The sequence below is a fragment of the Sulfitobacter sp. 1A15299 genome (assembly GCF_043556915.1).
GTDB lineage: Bacteria > Pseudomonadota > Alphaproteobacteria > Rhodobacterales > Rhodobacteraceae > Sulfitobacter.
This window is the reverse complement of record NZ_JBIFFJ010000010.1, coordinates 77,144-93,172: the sequence shown is the minus strand read 5'-3', so window position 1 is coordinate 93,172 and position 16,029 is coordinate 77,144. Positions and strand designations below refer to the sequence as shown.

Annotated in this window: 14 protein-coding genes and 1 pseudogene; 14 read left to right on the top strand and 1 reads right to left on the bottom strand. The window is 57.9% G+C overall.

Annotation, left to right across the window (positions count from 1 at the left end):
• Nucleotides 1–87 precede the first annotated feature (87 nt).
• The gene (locus tag ACGYK7_RS12015) at nt 88–2,133 is read left to right on the top strand and encodes an efflux RND transporter permease subunit (RefSeq protein WP_394402457.1); all 2,046 of its coding nucleotides are present in this window, start codon (nt 88–90) and stop codon (nt 2,131–2,133) included.
• Between the two features lie 12 nt (nt 2,134–2,145).
• On the opposite strand, the gene ACGYK7_RS12010 is transcribed toward ACGYK7_RS12015, so the two are convergent.
• A complete protein-coding gene (locus ACGYK7_RS12010) occupies nt 2,146–2,379 on the bottom strand; it encodes a hypothetical protein (RefSeq protein WP_336246031.1) in 234 nt (77 codons plus the stop codon).
• Here ACGYK7_RS12010 and ACGYK7_RS12005 point away from each other — a divergent pair.
• The 13 genes and pseudogenes from ACGYK7_RS12005 to ACGYK7_RS11945 form a co-directional block, all read left to right on the top strand.
• Nucleotides 2,336–2,758: pseudogene (locus ACGYK7_RS12005) on the top strand (transposase); the annotation flags it as partial. The gene ACGYK7_RS12010 and the pseudogene ACGYK7_RS12005 overlap by 44 nt on opposite strands.
• A gap of 123 nt (nt 2,759–2,881) precedes the next feature.
• The gene (locus tag ACGYK7_RS12000) at nt 2,882–4,093 is read left to right on the top strand and encodes a CaiB/BaiF CoA-transferase family protein (RefSeq protein ID WP_152467184.1); all 1,212 of its coding nucleotides are present in this window, start codon (nt 2,882–2,884) and stop codon (nt 4,091–4,093) included.
• Complete coding sequence (locus ACGYK7_RS11995) at nt 4,090–5,256, top strand: acyl-CoA dehydrogenase family protein (protein ID WP_172975950.1); 1,167 nt, start codon at nt 4,090–4,092, stop codon at nt 5,254–5,256. Before ACGYK7_RS12000 ends, ACGYK7_RS11995 begins: the two co-directional genes overlap by 4 nt.
• Nucleotides 5,257–5,361: 105 nt before the next feature.
• Nucleotides 5,362–6,216: an SDR family oxidoreductase gene (locus tag ACGYK7_RS11990; protein WP_028284935.1), complete on the top strand. Its 855-nt coding sequence runs from the start codon at nt 5,362–5,364 to the stop codon at nt 6,214–6,216.
• 37 nt (nt 6,217–6,253) lie between these two features.
• Nucleotides 6,254–7,060, top strand: coding sequence for an ABC transporter ATP-binding protein (locus tag ACGYK7_RS11985; protein ID WP_136340174.1), 807 nt, complete (start codon nt 6,254–6,256; stop codon nt 7,058–7,060).
• Entirely contained in the window at nt 7,053–8,972 is a 1,920-nt protein-coding gene (locus tag ACGYK7_RS11980) for a long-chain fatty acid--CoA ligase (RefSeq protein ID WP_368999367.1), read from the top strand. Before ACGYK7_RS11985 ends, ACGYK7_RS11980 begins: the two co-directional genes overlap by 8 nt.
• Nucleotides 8,973–9,860, top strand: coding sequence for a branched-chain amino acid ABC transporter permease (locus ACGYK7_RS11975; RefSeq protein WP_152467186.1), 888 nt, complete (start codon nt 8,973–8,975; stop codon nt 9,858–9,860). It begins immediately after the preceding gene.
• A gap of 3 nt (nt 9,861–9,863) precedes the next feature.
• Nucleotides 9,864–10,937 (top strand): branched-chain amino acid ABC transporter permease, encoded by a 1,074-nt coding sequence (locus ACGYK7_RS11970; protein WP_152467187.1) that lies wholly within the window; start codon nt 9,864–9,866, stop codon nt 10,935–10,937.
• A gap of 11 nt (nt 10,938–10,948) precedes the next feature.
• On the top strand, nt 10,949–11,758 hold the full coding sequence (locus ACGYK7_RS11965) for an ABC transporter ATP-binding protein (protein ID WP_152467188.1): 810 nt from the start codon (nt 10,949–10,951) through the stop codon (nt 11,756–11,758).
• Nucleotides 11,759–11,791: 33 nt separating this feature from the next.
• Nucleotides 11,792–13,030: an ABC transporter substrate-binding protein gene (locus ACGYK7_RS11960; RefSeq protein WP_394374333.1), complete on the top strand. Its 1,239-nt coding sequence runs from the start codon at nt 11,792–11,794 to the stop codon at nt 13,028–13,030.
• A gap of 97 nt (nt 13,031–13,127) precedes the next feature.
• Complete coding sequence (locus tag ACGYK7_RS11955) at nt 13,128–14,378, top strand: ABC transporter substrate-binding protein (protein WP_152467189.1); 1,251 nt, start codon at nt 13,128–13,130, stop codon at nt 14,376–14,378.
• A gap of 94 nt (nt 14,379–14,472) precedes the next feature.
• Nucleotides 14,473–15,234 (top strand): enoyl-CoA hydratase/isomerase family protein, encoded by a 762-nt coding sequence (locus tag ACGYK7_RS11950; RefSeq protein WP_394402448.1) that lies wholly within the window; start codon nt 14,473–14,475, stop codon nt 15,232–15,234.
• 11 nt (nt 15,235–15,245) lie between these two features.
• On the top strand, nt 15,246–16,028 hold the full coding sequence (locus ACGYK7_RS11945; protein ID WP_136340178.1) for an enoyl-CoA hydratase/isomerase family protein: 783 nt from the start codon (nt 15,246–15,248) through the stop codon (nt 16,026–16,028).
• The last annotated feature ends 1 nt before the right edge of the window (nt 16,029 follow it).

The window sequence follows — 16,029 nt, the reverse complement described above, 5'->3', positions numbered from 1 at the left end:
AACTCGCCATCATGTTCGAAGAACGCTTTCCCATGGCGTAACTAAAGGCGTCAGGGCACAAAATTACGCACACTCCCCGGTCAATCCGTGGCCATCGTCATCGGGGCGCTGATGCTGACCATGGGTTGGCGCGCGGGTTTGGTCGTGGGTGCCACGCTGGGCCTCACGGTTTTTTCCACACTGTTTTTCATGTCTGTCTTCGGCATCGAGATGGAACGGATCAGTCTCGGGGCTTTGATCATCGCCATGGGCATGCTGGTCGACAATGCCATCGTGATCGCCGAAGGCATGCTGATTGGCATGGCGCGGGGCAAGTCCGCCGAAGACGCCGCCGCCGATACAGAGACCGCGACAGGGTTTCCCCTGCTTGGGGCCACCGTGATCGGGATCATGGCGTTTTCGGGCATTGGGCTATCGCCAGACGCCACCGGAGAATTCCTGTTCTCGCTTTTCGCGGTTATCGCGATTTCGTTGCTGATGAGCTGGATCCTCGCCGTAACCGTTACACCCTATCTTGGGAAGCTCCTTCTGAAGGCGCCAAGAGACACCTCCAAGGACCCCTATCGCGGCTTAGTCTATTCGGCTTATCGCGGTTTCCTCTGGATGGCGCTGCGCGCCCGCGTGCTCGTAGTCCTGACGGTCGTCGGAATCACGGTCTGGTCGGTCATGGCCTTCGGCCAAGTCAAGCAGGCTTTCTTTCCGGCGTCGAACACCCCGATATTCTACGTCGAATTCCAGATGCCACAGGGCACGGACATTCGAGCCACGAATGAAGAAATGGCCCGGCTCGAGGCGATCATCTTAGGCGAGGAGATAGTGACGGACGTTACAACGCTTGTCGGGCGAGGGGCCAGCCGCTTCATGCTGACCTACAACCCTGAGCAGGCCGATGCGAGCTACGGTCAGCTGATCGTGCGTGCGACCGATGCCACACTCATCCCCGATGTTGCGGCGCGTCTCAATCGCGAACTGCCGGCGCAATTCCCCAATGCTCTTATCCGCGTCGAGGAGATCGTCTTCGGTCCGCCTGCCGGGGCCGATGTCGCCGTTCGCTTTTCGGGACCCGATCCGGTAGTCCTCCGGCAGCTATCGGATAACGCGCTTGCGATCTTCGACGAGGCCGGCACGATCACAAACCCGCGCACAGACTGGCGACAGCGCGAAATTCTCGTCGAACCCATCGTCGACGAGGCTCGCATGCGGTTGGCCGGTGCGACTCGCGGATCGATTTCCGACACCGTGCAATACGGGACCTCGGGCCTGCGGGTCGGCACCCTGCGCGAAGGCGATGCCGAAATCCCTATGTATCTGCGGCTTCCCGAGGTCGAGCGCGACGGGCTGGATCGTTTGCGCGATCTCTCCGTCTGGTCGCCGGGTGCAAATGGCTATGTGCCGATGGCCAACCTCGTCTCCGGCTTTGAGCCCCGCCTCGTCGAGGCCCTTATCCACCGCCGCGACCGTGAGCGTACGATAACGGTCCTCGGCGGTGCAGGCGGCGACCTGACAGCAGATGAGGCCTTTCGCAGTGTCCGCTCTGATATCGAAGCCATTCGGCTTCCCGAAGGCTACACGATGGAATGGGGTGGCGAGTTCGAAAGCGCGGGAGAAGCGCAGGCAAGTCTCGGCAAACAGCTTCCCTTGGGCTTTCTGGTAATGCTGACAATTTCGATCCTGATGTTCAACAAAGTGCGCCAGCCACTGATCCTGTGGCTCGTGGTTCCGATGTCGGTCACGGGGATGGTTCTTGGTCTGCTGTTCACTGGGCTACCGTTCACGTTCACGGCGCTTCTCGGCTTCTTGTCCCTTTCCGGGATGCTGATGAAGAATGCCATTGTGCTGGTGGAAGAAATCGATCAGCAACGCGCCGAAGGTGTCGAGGACTATCAGGCGGTAATCGATGGCTCGGTCAGCCGTTTGAGGCCCGTCGTGCTGGCTGCGGGCACAACGATTTTCGGTATGACTCCGCTCATATCAGACGCCTTCTTCGCATCGATGGCTGTCACAATCATGGGTGGCCTCGCGTTCGCCTCGATCCTGACACTGGTCGCGGTGCCGGTATTGTATGCGCTGTTCTTCTTGATCAAGCCGCCTAAACAAGAAAACGCTCCTTCAGGTTCCCCAGCGACAGCCTGAACGCAGATGCAGTTATAAGCGTTTCTCTGAGCGCCCTCGACCCGTCTTAAGGACGGTGTAGGCATGTTCCGTCGCCTCAAGCGCGCCTTCGAGAAAACCGCCGAATGTCGGAGCCACTTCGGTGCCGCCAAAGACGAGCGCTTCGTCCCACAGGCCTGAAAGAACGCACGGCAGGCCATAGTTCGGGTGGGCAAAAAAGACAGCGAAACTGCGGCTGGCAGCACGCCAGGCGCACTCCCGCTCCATGGTCTAGGCCTTCAAGGCATGGACCGAGGCCCAACTGCTACGCATTCCCGGCAAGGACGGTCTCGCGAAGGCCTTCCGCTATGGTCTCAGCTGCTGGCCGTCATTCGAGCTCTTCCTTGGAGATGGCCGCGTCGGCATCGACGACACCACCGCCGAGCGCGTCATGCGCCCGATCAGCATCGGGCGAAAAAACTGACTTTTTGCAGGCTCCGACAGCGGTGGCGAAACGCTGTCCCGGGCGATCTCCCTTGTCGAGACAGCCAAGATGAACGGCCACGATCGGCAAGCCTGGCTGGCCGAAATCCTCGACCGCATCCACAATCACATGACCAACCCGCTCAACGAACTGCTTTCATGGAACTGGACGCCGATAAACTGATCCGCGGTAACAACCGGGCGGTTACGTTTTTGGGGAAGTGATTACCTTTGAATCTTGAGGTCCGACTTCGCCTTTGCTAGGAATCGAACAACCATTAGAAAATTAGCAAAGTCGAAAGTGCAGATGTCTGGACCCCTTGATCAACTGAAGATTATAGAACTTGGTCACGTAATTGCCGGACCACTTGCGGCAGCTTTACTCTCGGATTTTGGTGCAGATGTCATCAAGATCGAAGCCCCCAACCGGACGGATATGATGCGCGACCTTGGACCCAAGGCAGAGGATGGGGTGGGCGTCTGGTGGAAGACTTTGGGCCGTAACAAGAAAACACTAGGCCTGGACTGGAAGTCCGACGAGGGCCGGGACATCCTGCGAAAGTTGGTCGAAGATGCCGACGTGCTGATCGAAAATTTCCGACCGGGTGTGCTGGAACGTGCCGGTGTTGGGCCAGACGTCTTGCACGATTGGAACCCGGACTTGGTTGTCTTGCGGGTTTCAGGTTACGGACAGGACGGTCCGATGCGCGACGTGCCAGCGTTTGGGCGTGCTGCGGAGGCCATGAGTGGATTAGCGCATCTGACCGGTTTTCCCGACGGGCCGCCGATGCACCCCGGCTTTCCGGCGGCCGACAGCACGACAGGGCTGATGGGCGCTTTGGGAATCATGATCGCGCTATTTGCTCGCGAAAAGGGCATTGCACGCGGTCAGGTCGTCGATCTTGCGGTGTTCGAGGCGTTGCTTCGGTTGATGGACTATCCTGTTCCCGCATTGACGGGCGCGAACCTCTCGCCGCGGCGCAATGGGCTGCGCCAGCCGATGGACTTTGCTCCGGGGGGGATGTTCCGAACGTCCGATGGGGTGTGGCTGACCGTTTCCGCAGGGAGCGCGGAAACCGCGCACCGACTGTTGCGGGCAGTCGGCGGGGACGCCCTTGCCGATGATCCGCGGTTTGCGACACTCGGCGAGATGTCGCAGCACATGACGGTGGTCTTTGACGCGATCAATGATTTCGTCACGCAGCACACGGCTAAGGAAGTGGAGGCGGTATTCGCCCGCCATGATGCCGTTGCCTCGCGTGTGTTGAGTGTCGAGGAAATCGCGACGAACGAGCAGATACGCCATCGCGGGGATATCGTGTCGGTCGCTGGCGAACAGACTCAGGTCATTGGTCCGGTCCCTCATCTCAGCGCGACGCCCGGTCAGCTTCGTTGGCTGGGACGACCGCCTGGCGCAGACAGCCAAAGCATTCTGCGTGATCTTGGTTTTGACGATGAGCGGATCGCTGCCCTATGTGAGGCTGGGCTCGTAAGATTGGAAAGAGGGCGCGCGCTATGACATTTCGATTGACCGCCGACCAACAAGAGATTCGCGACCAGGTTCTGCGGATTTGCGCAAGGTTCGACGACGACTATTGGCTGGATCGGGATCGCAACGGTGGTTTTCCCCATGAACTGCACAGGGCAATGGCCGATGGCGCCTGGCTGGGTATCGCCATGCCAGAAGCTGTCGGCGGCGCTGGTCTGGGGATCACCGAGGCGACCATAATGATGCAGGCAATCGCCGAGTCGGGGGCCGGCGCAAGCGGAGCCTCGGCCATCCACATGAACATTTTCGGGCTCAACCCGGTGGTGAAGTTTGGGACCGATGAGCAGCGCGCGCGTATGCTTGGCCCTCTAATAGCAGGCGATGAAAAGGCCTGTTTCGCCGTGACCGAACCGACGACGGGGCTGGATACCACAAAGCTGAAGACCATGGCGGTGCGGCGGGGGGACAGATATGTCGTGCACGGACAAAAAGTCTGGATTTCTACCGCGCAGGTGGCAGACAAGATGTTGCTTCTGGCCAGAACAACGCGGCTTGAGGATGTGAGCAGCCCGACCGAAGGGCTGAGCCTGTTCTATACAGATCTCGACCGAAATTTCGTTGACGTGCGAGAGATCGAAAAGATGGGTCGAAAGGCTGTCGATTCGAACGAAGTCTTCATCGATGGATTGCCGATTCCGGCTGAGGACCTGATCGGGGAGGAGGGCAAAGGCTTTAGGCAAATTTTGCACGGGTTGAATCCCGAACGCATCCTGGTGGCCGGTGAATGCATCGGTATTGCGCGCAACGCACTGGCGCGAGCGGCGCATTATGCAAACGAACGTGTGATTTTTGACCGCCCGATCGGCCAAAATCAGGGTGTTCAGCATCCACTCGCCAAAGCCTGGGCGCGAGTGGAATCTGCCAATCTCATGGTGATGCACGCTGCAGCCCTCTACGATGCGGGAGAACCCTGCGGCGTCGAGGCGAACGCCGCCAAGCTTTTGGCCGCCGACGCCGCGGTCGAGGCGACCGAAGCCGCGCAAATTACGTTTGGCGGATTCGGATATGCTAAGGAATATCACGTGGAGCGACTGGTACGTGAAGCTCTGCTGTTCCGCATCGTACCGGTGACACCGCAGATGCTTCTGTCGTTCATAGCAGAAAAAGCCCTTGGACTTCCAAAGTCTTACTGATCGGAGATAACGGGCGGGGCTGGTGGGAAAAGTTGTCTTGACCAATTTTCTAACGCTCGTTAGATTACTGGCAGCTGCCCCTAATGGGGAATGGGAGGAGGCGTCATGAATAAGACGCAGTTTGGGTCTTCGAGGGAGGACCTATCAAAACGTGCAACCGTTTACGCAAGCGGTTTATTCACCGGCAAAGTCGTTGTGGTGACCGGGGCCGGAGGCGGATTGGGGCTGGCAATTGCGACCTTGTTCGCAAGGCTCGGGGCCAATCTGGCGATCAATGGACGCAACGAAGAGAAACTGGCTTTGGCCAAGGAGTTTCTTGAAAGTTTCGGGGGCGAAGTTTTCGCTGTGCCTATGACCATCCGGGAGCCTGAGCAGGTCGAGGATTTTGTCGCCAAGACGAACCAGGAGTTCGGGGCGATTGACGTATTGGTGAACAATGCTGGGGGTCAGTTTCCGCAAGCAGCGTTGGAGTTTAGTCCAAAGGGCTGGAATGCGGTCATAGACACCAACCTGAACGGCACGTGGTGGATGATGCAATCCACGGCGCGCCACTGGGTTGCCAACAAGCAATCGGGCTCCATCGTCAACATCGTGGCCGATATCTGGCGCGGCATGCCCGGCATCGCGCATACCTGTGCGGCCCGGGCAGGGGTAGTTTACCTGTCCAAGTCGGTTGCGGTGGAGTGGGCCCCGCACGGTATCCGAGTGAACTGCGTGGCGCCGGGTTGCTGCGAAAGCAACGGTTTCGGGAACTACCCTCCGGAGGGTTCTGCGACCTTTCAGGACTCCAACCCGATGCGGCACGCCGGGGACGAATGGGATGTCGCTGAAGGGGTTGTCTATATGGCGGCGAATTCAGGGAAATTCGTAACCGGAGAAGTTCTGAACATCGACGGTGGGCAGCAATTGTGGGGGGATCCATGGCCAACGGGGCGGCCGGACTACTTCCGGATTACCTGATGTTGGCCGTGAACCTTAGGGGGACAATGATATCTAGATGACGACAAGGATTAACACAGCAATCGGAGCCGATGATGGGGCGATACTGGAGTGCAGCGGGGTCGAACGACGGTTCGGCGGCATCGTCGCTGTCACCGGTGTTGACCTCGTTATTCGACAAGGGGAAATCTTTGGACTTGTCGGTCCGAATGGCAGCGGCAAGACAACGCTAACAAACGCAATTACCGGATTTTACCCGCCAAACGAGGGCAGGGTCCGGCTGGCAGGAAACGACATTACGGGTACGGCGCCTCACAAGGTTGCCAAGCTCGGCGTTGCCAGAACGTTCCAAAATCTTGCCCTGTTCAACGGGATGAGCGTTCTGGACAACATCCTGCTCGGGCGGCACATCCACATGAGCCCAGGCGTTTTGCGTACGGCGCTATATTGGTGGGCAGCACAGCGTGAAGAAATCGAGAACCGTAAAATCGTCGAGGAGGTGATCGAGTTTCTACAGCTCGAGAGCATTCGGCATGAGTTGGTCGATGGTCTTCCGATCGGGTTGAAAAAGCGGGTCGAGCTGGCGCGGGCATTGGTGGCCGAGCCACAGATGCTGATTCTCGATGAACCGATGGCCGGCATGAACCAGGAAGAGAAAGGGTATATGTCCCGTTTCATTCTGGATGCCCGTGCCGAACGCGGCGTCAGCGTTCTGCTGATCGAACACCATATGGATGTCATCACCGGCATTTGTGATCGGATGCTGGCACTGAACTACGGTGAAATGATCGCCAGTGGCATCCCCAAGGAGGTTGTGAAGGACCCGCGGGTCATCGAGGCATATATCGGAGGGTCGCATGACTGATTTTACGAAGAACCGGTCTTCAGGCGGCGAAACGATTGGTGCACTTCTGGCGAAGAACGCGTCGCTCCACGGAAAGGATATCGCCCGTCGCGAAAAAGAGCGTGGGATATGGAAAGAAACCACCTGGGCGGAATACGCCCAAGAGGTGGTGGCCTGTGCGGCTGGGCTTGAAAAAATCGGCGTGAAGCCTGGCAAAGCAGTGCTTGTTCTGGGCGATAACCGTGCGCGGCTCTATGGCGGCATGCTGGCTGTTTCGTTGCTTGGTGCCTACGCCATGCCCGCTTATCCGGGCGCAACTCTTGAGGAACTAAGGCACTTTCTTGGCGAAGTCGAGATCGTCGCGGCCATTGCGGAAGATCAGGAACAGGTTGACAAGATCCTGGAACTGAAGGACGCGGGCGCCGAGGGCATCGACCACATCATTTATGATGAAGCGCGCGGTCTTGGCTTCTACGAGGTTGAAGGGCTGTTGTCCTGGGATCACCTGATCGAAGTTGGTCAGCACGATCTGAACGAAACCCCGGGCCTGCGTGAGGAACTGCTTAGTCGTGCGAAGCCGGAAGATCCGGCCATTTTTCTGCACTCCTCCGGAACGACGGGCGCGCCGAAGGGCATCGTACTGAGTCAGAAGAACGTTCTTGCTGCTGCTCGGAATGGACATGCGGCGGGTGCCTTCGACGAAAATGAGGAGATCCTCGCGTACTTGCCGATGGCCTGGGTGGGAGACTACGCCATAACCGTTGCCGCGGCACTCCTTTGGCGTTTCACCGTGAATGTGCCTGAGCGCCAGGAAACGGTCGTGCGCGACATGCGCGAGATCGCTCCGACCTTCTATCTGGCGGCTCCGAGAAGCTGGGACCAGATGCTGACGACAATCCAGGTGGGTATCGAAAATTCGTCCCCTTTAAAGAAATGGCTGTACCATTTTTTCATGGATCGGGCCATCGCCGCTGAGACACGCAAGCTGAACGGAAAAAGCGGTGGTATATTGGAGCCTTTGGGCCGACTTTTGGGCGAGGCAATCATTTTCGGACCGATCAAGGACCAGTTCGGAATGAGCCGCCTCAAGAACGCGTTCACCGGCGGCGAAGCGATCGGCGAAGACACCTTTGTTTTCTACCGATCCTTGGGAATCAAATTGCGCCAACTCTATGGCCAAACCGAAAACAGCGCGATCAATGCAATTCAGTCTCCGGGTGAAGTGCGCCTTCATACCGTCGGCAAACCCGCGCCCGGCGTCGAGGTGACCATCGCCGAGGACGGGGAGATCCTGGTACGCTCGGACAGCGTATTCGAAGGGTACTTCAACAAACCCGAAGCGACCGCCGAAGCCCTTGAGGGCGGGTGGCTGCATACAGGTGATGCCGGGTATTTGGAGGAAGATGGACACTTGGTTGTTCTGGGGCGCGTCTCCGAGGTCATGCATACGGCCGGAGGCGAGCGGTTTGTGCCAAACTACATCGAGAACCGGTTGAAATTCAGCCCTTATATTAAGGATGCTGCCGTAATCGGCGCCGGGCTGAAGGAACTGACGGCGATGGTCTGCGTGGATTTCGAGGCCGTGGGGCACTGGGCCGAAGTGAACGGCGTACCTTACGTGTCATATGCCGATCTTTCTCAGCGTGAAGAGGTCGCGACGTTGCTTCGCGAGGCCTTCCAACGGGTCAACAAGGCCGTCACCGAACCATTGCGCCTGCAACGCTTTGTCAGTCTGCCGAAAGAATTCGACCCGGACGATGGTGAAATCACACGGACACGAAAACTACGGCGCAAGGTCGTTCAGGAACGCTATGCTGACGTGATCGCGGCGCTCTACGACGGTTCAAAAGAGGTCCATGTAAGCGCGCAGGTGACTTACGAGACCGGGGAAGTAGGGAAGGTCGAAAGAAGCCTTCCCATCAGGGAGGTATAAATGGACTGGGTCTTTCTATCAGAGCTTGCGATCAACGGAGCCTTGACGGGTCTGCTGTACTCGCTATTCGCCATCGGCCTTGTGCTGATTTACAAGGCATCTTCGGTGCCCAATCTGGCGCAGGGCGGGTTGACCATGGTCGGGGCCTATGTGGTCTTGGCGCTGGCACGCGACGTGGGTTTACCCTTGTGGCTGGCCATCCCTCTGGCTGCGGTTGTCATGTTCGGCCTTGGGTTCGGCATTGAGCGTGTTGCTTTGCGCCGTCTCGCAGGTCGGCCGGTTGTCATGATCTTGATGCTGACACTCGGCCTCGACATTTTCCTGCGGGGTACAACGCTTGCGATTTGGGGCGGGACGTCACGTTCGATGGAATTGGGCGTCAGCTATGATCCACTGTTTTTGGACGACATCTTCATCAGCCGCATCCATCTGGTTGGTGCCGGTGTTGCGCTCGCCTTGTTTGTCGCATTCATGCTGTTTTTCCGAACCCGGACCGGGATCAAGTTGCGGGCGATCGCGGATGATTACATGGCTTCGTGGTCGGTCGGCATCTCGGTTGAACGCGGAGTTGGCCTGTCCTGGGCGCTGGCATCTGTTGTTGCTGTCGCCGCGGGCGTTATCTGGGGCGGAATTCAGGGTGTCGATCAGGCGCTGTCGCTGTTGCTGCTCAAGGGTCTGACCGTTGCCGTTCTCGGTGGTCTCGACAGTATCCTTGGCGCCGTGATCGCGGGCATCATCCTGGGCGTCGTCGAAAACGTTGGCGCTGATTTCCTCGATCCGCTTGTCGGAGGCGGAAGCCGTGAGCTTATCGTCGCCGCCGTGCTCATTCTTACGGTCATGATCCGTCCGCACGGGCTATTTGGTCGTCACGACATCGAAAGGGTGTAAGGGATGTTTTACAGACTTTCTGGCGTCCATCACGCCGACTACGTTTCGGACAGCCGTATCTTCAAGGTGCCTGCCGACAGAAATCTGACAGCATTCATCTTTCTGATCGGTCTTGCCGCGCCGTTCATCATTCCGTCGCTTTACCTGAACAGCTACTTGCTTCCCTGGCTGATCTGGACGGCCGCCGCTTTGGGGCTGAACCTGGTGACAGGTTGGGCGGGGCAGCTTCACCTGGGCTATGCCGCGGTCATGGCGGTCGGCGCCTATTCGGCGATCCATGCCGCGCGTTTCGGGGTGCCGTGGGAATTCGCGCTGATCATCGGCGGGTTGACGTCATCCGTGATCGGCAGCCTGTTTGCTTTTGCCGCTTTGCGGGTCAAGGGACTGTACCTCGCCCTTACCACTCTTGCGATGCAATTTGTGATGGACTGGGTTCTGACCCACTCTCCGGCGATCTCGGGGGGCTCACACGCGTCGCTCCAGTCACCGACATTGGCGCTGCTCGGGCAAGAGATTACCACTGATACTGGCTTCTACTATGTCGCCTTCGGCTGGTGTGTCTTGGTGACGATCTTCATGCTTAATCTCAAGCGTACTGGACTCGGTCGCGCTTTGGTCGCTGTCCGTGAAAAAGATTTTGCCGCCGCGATCCTGGGTGTGAACAGTTTCTACTACAAAATTCTCGCATTCGCGACTTCGTCGTTCATCGCGGGCGTCAGCGGTGCGTTGCTTGTTGCCACCTTTTTCTTTCTCGCCGCACCCGAGCAATTCTCGGTTGCCGTTTCGATCCAGGTTCTTGCGATGGTGATCGTTGGAGGTCTTGGCAGCATCATCGGATCCTATTTTGGGGTTGCCCTGATCCTTCTTGTTCCGGGTATCGTGAACGGTCTCGTCGTCACGCTGAGTGAATGGATTGGCATGCAGATCAACGTTGAAACGCTCGCTCACATCCCGAACGCAGTCTATGGCGCACTGATCGTCATTATCCTTCTGATCGAACCACTCGGTTTGGGAAAACTCTACGGCAACATCAGAGACTACCTGATGGTCTGGCCCTTCGATCAGTTCAAGAAATAAGGGAATTGACGATGCAAGAGAAAGTTGAAGCCCAGAACATTCTGTCCATGAACAGTGTCGAGGTGCTGTACGACAATGTAATGCTGGCGATCAAAGGTGTTTCGGTTCAGGTTCCTACAGGCGGGATGATCGCACTCTTGGGATCGAACGGAGCGGGGAAAAGCACCACGTTGAAAGCGATCAGCGGTCTTTTGAAGGCTGAGCGCGGACGCATCAGCCGAGGTGAGATAACGTTCCAGGGAGCGGACATTACCGAAGCGCTCGCGCAAAAACGCGTCGAGATGGGCATCTGTCATGTCATCGAAGGGCGACGAGTCTTCGAACACCTGACCCCCGACGAGAACCTGACCGCCGCCGCGCCGCGCGGAATGTCCCGATCAACGCTGAATGCGGAAAAGGACAAGATCTACGGATATTTTCCGCGGCTTGCCGAACGCAAGAATTCGCAAGCAGGCTATTTGTCGGGTGGTGAGCAACAGATGCTTGCCATTGGGCGGGCCCTCGTGACCCAGCCGAAGCTGTTGATGCTTGATGAACCAAGTCTCGGGCTTGCTCCGTTCCTGGTCGAGGAAATCTTCGGCATCTTGCAAAAGATCAATAAGGATGAGGGCCTGTCCGTCCTGCTGGTGGAACAGAACGCCTTGGCGGCTCTGGAAATCGTTTCGCAAGGGTACCTTATCGAAAACGGCCGCGTTGTTATGCACGGCACCGCCGAGGCGCTCAAATCTAACTCCGACATTCAGGAGTTCTATCTAGGCGGCGGAGAGACCGATTTTCACAACGTCAAGCACTACAGCCGACGCAAACGTTGGTTGAGTTGAGGTACTAATCAGAAGTTGTTCAGGGAGGAACAAATGAAGAAACTTACCAAAGCGTTGGCCGTATTATCAATGTTCGGCGGAGCAATGTTTGGCACCCAGACGCTGGCTGAGCCATTCAAGATCGGCATCTGCTACGATCTCAGCAAGGCCTATACCTTTGCCACGCCGCAGGTTTCGCAGGCCGCGATGGACCTTGCCAAGCTCATCAACATGAAGGGCGGCATCGGTGGGGAACCGGTCGAAGTCATCGTGCGTGACCACGGGAACGAACCGCAGCGCGGAATCGAGTGCTACTCCAAGCTCAGCCGCGAGGGTGTATTCGTCTTCGATACCCTGTCCACTCCGGTCTCTCTGGCTATCCTGCCGCGGGCCATGGAAGACGGGCGTATCCTGATGCAGTCGCTTGTCGGCCGAGGCGATGCCGTTGACGGCACCGTTTTCGAATGGGTCTATCCGGTCGGACCGACCTATTGGGGACAGGCGGCCAATGATGTTGCCTACATAAAGCAATTGCATGATGGCGACTTGTCGGACGTGAAGGTGGGGTTTGTGTATTTCGATTACCCTTTCGGACAGGAGCCGATCGAGATCCTGGAAACCTTGTCCGAAAAAGAGGGTTTCGAGCTTGAGCTGTACCCCGTGCCGCTTCCGGGCAGTGACCAGGCCGGTGTGTGGTCCAAGGTGCGCCGCGACAAGCCCGATCATGTAATCGTCTGGATGTTGGGCGGTGCGCATGTGGTTGCGTCGAAGGAGATGCAGCGCAATCGCATTCCGATGGACAAGTACATCTCGGTCAACTGGTTGAACGAAGTCGATATCGCCAACATCGGTGAAGAGGCCGCCAAGGGTATCAAGCGCGGTACCAATGTCGTGGGCGGTCAGGATATTGCCCTGTATCAGGAAATCATGTCCGAGCTTTATGACAAGGGCGAGGGGTCCGGCCCGATCGAGAAGACGCAGGACGTTTTCTACAACACCGGTCTGGCGATGTATTCAATCATGTTCGAAGCCGCGCGCAGGGCGGCAGAACAGGAAGGCCTTCCGATAACCGCGGAGTCCTACAAAGCCGGACTGGAATCTCTTGAGGGATACGACGCGAACGGGCTGATGGCCCCCATTACGGTGACGGCCGAAGATCATGGCGGCGGCGGTAAGACCCGGATCGAGATGTGGGACGGGGAGACTTGGGTGCCGCAAACCGACTGGATCTCTGAGTACACGGACGTCGTGTGGGACGTGGTGAAAGAAAGTTCCTCAAAATACGAGCAGTGAAAGACAGGTAGCAGGAAGGGTGACGCTACGCAGGGCGGCAGCGGCGCTTACGAAACGGTATCATCGCCCTAAACCCTAGAAACGGGAGAGAGAAAACATGAAAGTCAAACAGCACATTAAGGCAGTGGTCCTTGCTACTGCGCTGGCTGCAAGCGCGACTGTGGCCTCAGCGCAGGACAAGGAGCCGATCCGCTTCGGACTCTGCTTCGACCTCAGTAAATCCTACACGTTCATTTCGCCGCAGGTGGCCCAGGCCGCGCAGGATCTCGCGATGTACACCAACGAAAACGGTGGTATTGAAGGGCATCCGGTTGAAGTCATCATTCGCGATCACGGCAACGAACCGCAGCGTGGCGTGGAATGCTATGAGCAGCTCAAGCGCGAAGGCGTTTTCCTTTTCAATTTTCTGTCCACGCCGGTCACGAACGCGGTTTTGCCGCGTGCCATGAAGGACGGTAACGTACTGATGCAGTCTTTCGTTGGCCGCGGTGACGCGGTGGACGGCGAAGTGTTCGAATGGGTTTTCCCGGTCGGTCCGACGTACTGGCAGCAGGCGGCAAATGACGTTGCCTTCATCAAGGGTCAGATGGGCGGTGACTTGAGCAAGGCGAAGATCGGGTTCATCTATCTGGATTATCCCTTTGGCCAGGAACCGATCGAGATCCTGAAAACGCTTTCCGAAAAGGAAGGGTTCGAGTTGGAGCTGTATCCCGTACCGCTTCCCGGGTCGGATCAAGCCGGCGCATGGAGCAAAATCCGCCGCGACAAGCCCGACTATGTGATCAGCTGGCTACTGGCGGGCGGACATGTGGTCGCCTCGAAGGAAATGCGCCGCAACCGTTTCCCGATCGACCGCTATCTGTCGGTGAACTGGCTGAACGAAGTCGATATCGCCAATATCGGCGCGGAAGAGGCGAAAGGCATCCTGCGCGGGACGAACGTGGCCGGTGGCCAGGAAGTTCCGATCGTCAAGACGATGCTGGACACCTACTATGCCAATGGCAAGGGCAGCGGACCCGAGAGCCTCGTGCGCGACGTGTACTACAATACGGGCATGGCGATCTACTCGGCCGGTTTCGAAGCTGCGCGTATTGCGATTACCGAAAACGGTTGGCCGATCACACCGGAAACCATGAAGAATGCCTTTGAATCGATCGAGAACTTCGATGGAAACGGCATCATGGCCCCGGTTACAGTGACCGACAAAGACCACGGAGGTGGTGGCAAGACCCGGGTCGAACAGTGGAATGGCGAAACCTGGGTTCCGCTGACCGACTGGAGCGCCGACTATCTCGACGTTGTTTGGGATGTCATCAAGCACAGCTCGGCGACTTTCACCGTCGAATAAGACTGGGCTTCCCCGCGGCAGACACGTCGCGGGGAAGCTTTCCGCAGTTAGATTGTCCCGAGAAAGCGAAGCAGGTATCATGAGCCCCATTGACGTGAAGATCGAAGACGGAATTGCAACCGTCTGTATTAACCGGCCCGAACGCAAAAACGCACTTTCCGTGGCGGCTACGAACGGGCTGACCGATGCTTGGGAAAAGATCGAGGCGGATGACAGCGTTCGTGTGGCCATTCTGACTTCGGCCGATTGTGGCGTGTTCAGCGCCGGACTGGATCTGAAGGAAGCCACAAAAATCGCACGCGACGAGGGCGTCGATATTCTGACCAAGATGCGCGACCCGTTTCACGAGACAATGCGCGCCTGCAAGAAACCGATCATCGCGGCGATGACGGGGTCGCTGATGGCGGGCGGAATGATGCTGACTTTGAATTGCGATCTGCGGGTCGGTCTCAAGGGGACCAAGGTCGGTATCACCGAAGTAAAGATCGGTCGTGGATCGCCTTGGGCATCGCCAGCATTGTCCATGCTGCCGCAGCCCATCCTTATGGAAATAGTTCTGACCGGCGACTTGATGCCGATCGAGCGCCTGCACGAATACGGGTTCACCAACTATATCGAAGACACTCCCGATGCTGTCCGCGCACGGGCCTTCGACCTTGCCAAACGCATTGCCAGCGCGGCCCCGCTGTCGGTTGTTGCCGCGAAAGGCAGTGTTCGCGCAACCATGGATCTTGGCTGTGCCGGTGGTCTGGAAGAGGGCAAGCGCCTGCACGAGGTGGTTTACGCCAGCAACGACGCGATTGAAGGCCCAAAGGCCTTTGCTGAAAAGCGAGCACCCGTCTGGACCGGGACCTGATGGAGGCTTGAATGACTGAGCTTATTCGCCTGGACAGGGATGGCCCTGTCGGAATCCTGCGGTTTCTTCAGCCGACAAAACGCAACCCTTACAGCATCGGGTTCGTCGAAGAACTAGTGGCGCTCCTGCGCGAAGCCGAACGGGACGCTACGATCCGTGTCGTTGTTATGACCGGTGGCGATCATTTCAGCAGCGGCGGCGATCTTGTCGGGTTTCAGTCTGAGATCGCGAAAGGCGCAAAGGCGACATCGGAAATGGTGGAGCTGGTTCACGATGGCGGACGCGCGGCCTATCTGTTTCGCAAACCTCTGATTTCCGCGGTATGCGGCGTGGCTTTTGGCGCGGGTTTAAGCCTGGCCTTGTCGGCGGACATTGTCGTTGCTGCCGAAGATGCCCGGCTGTGCGAAGTTTTTGCGCGCGTCGGCGGCTGTCCTGACACGGGATCAAGCTGGCTGCTTCAACAGCGTGCCGGTGCGGGGGTGGCGCGGATGCTGGTGCTCACGGGCCGCGAGATCGACGGACGCACCGCTAGGGACCTGCGCGTTGTCGAAGAATGCGTGCCGGCCAACCAGGTCGAGGTACGGGCGTTGGAAATTGCCCGCGAGATTGCAACGCACCCGATGTTTGGCGTTCAGACCGCCAAGCGTGTGATGCGCGCCGCAGCCGAGTGCAGCTATCTCGAGGCGCTGGATATCGAGCGCGATGCCCAAAGCGTTTTGCTGTGCGCGCATGACTTTCCCGAGGCGATGAAAGCGTTCTCGGAAAAAAGAACTCCAGAATTCAAAGACCGTTAGC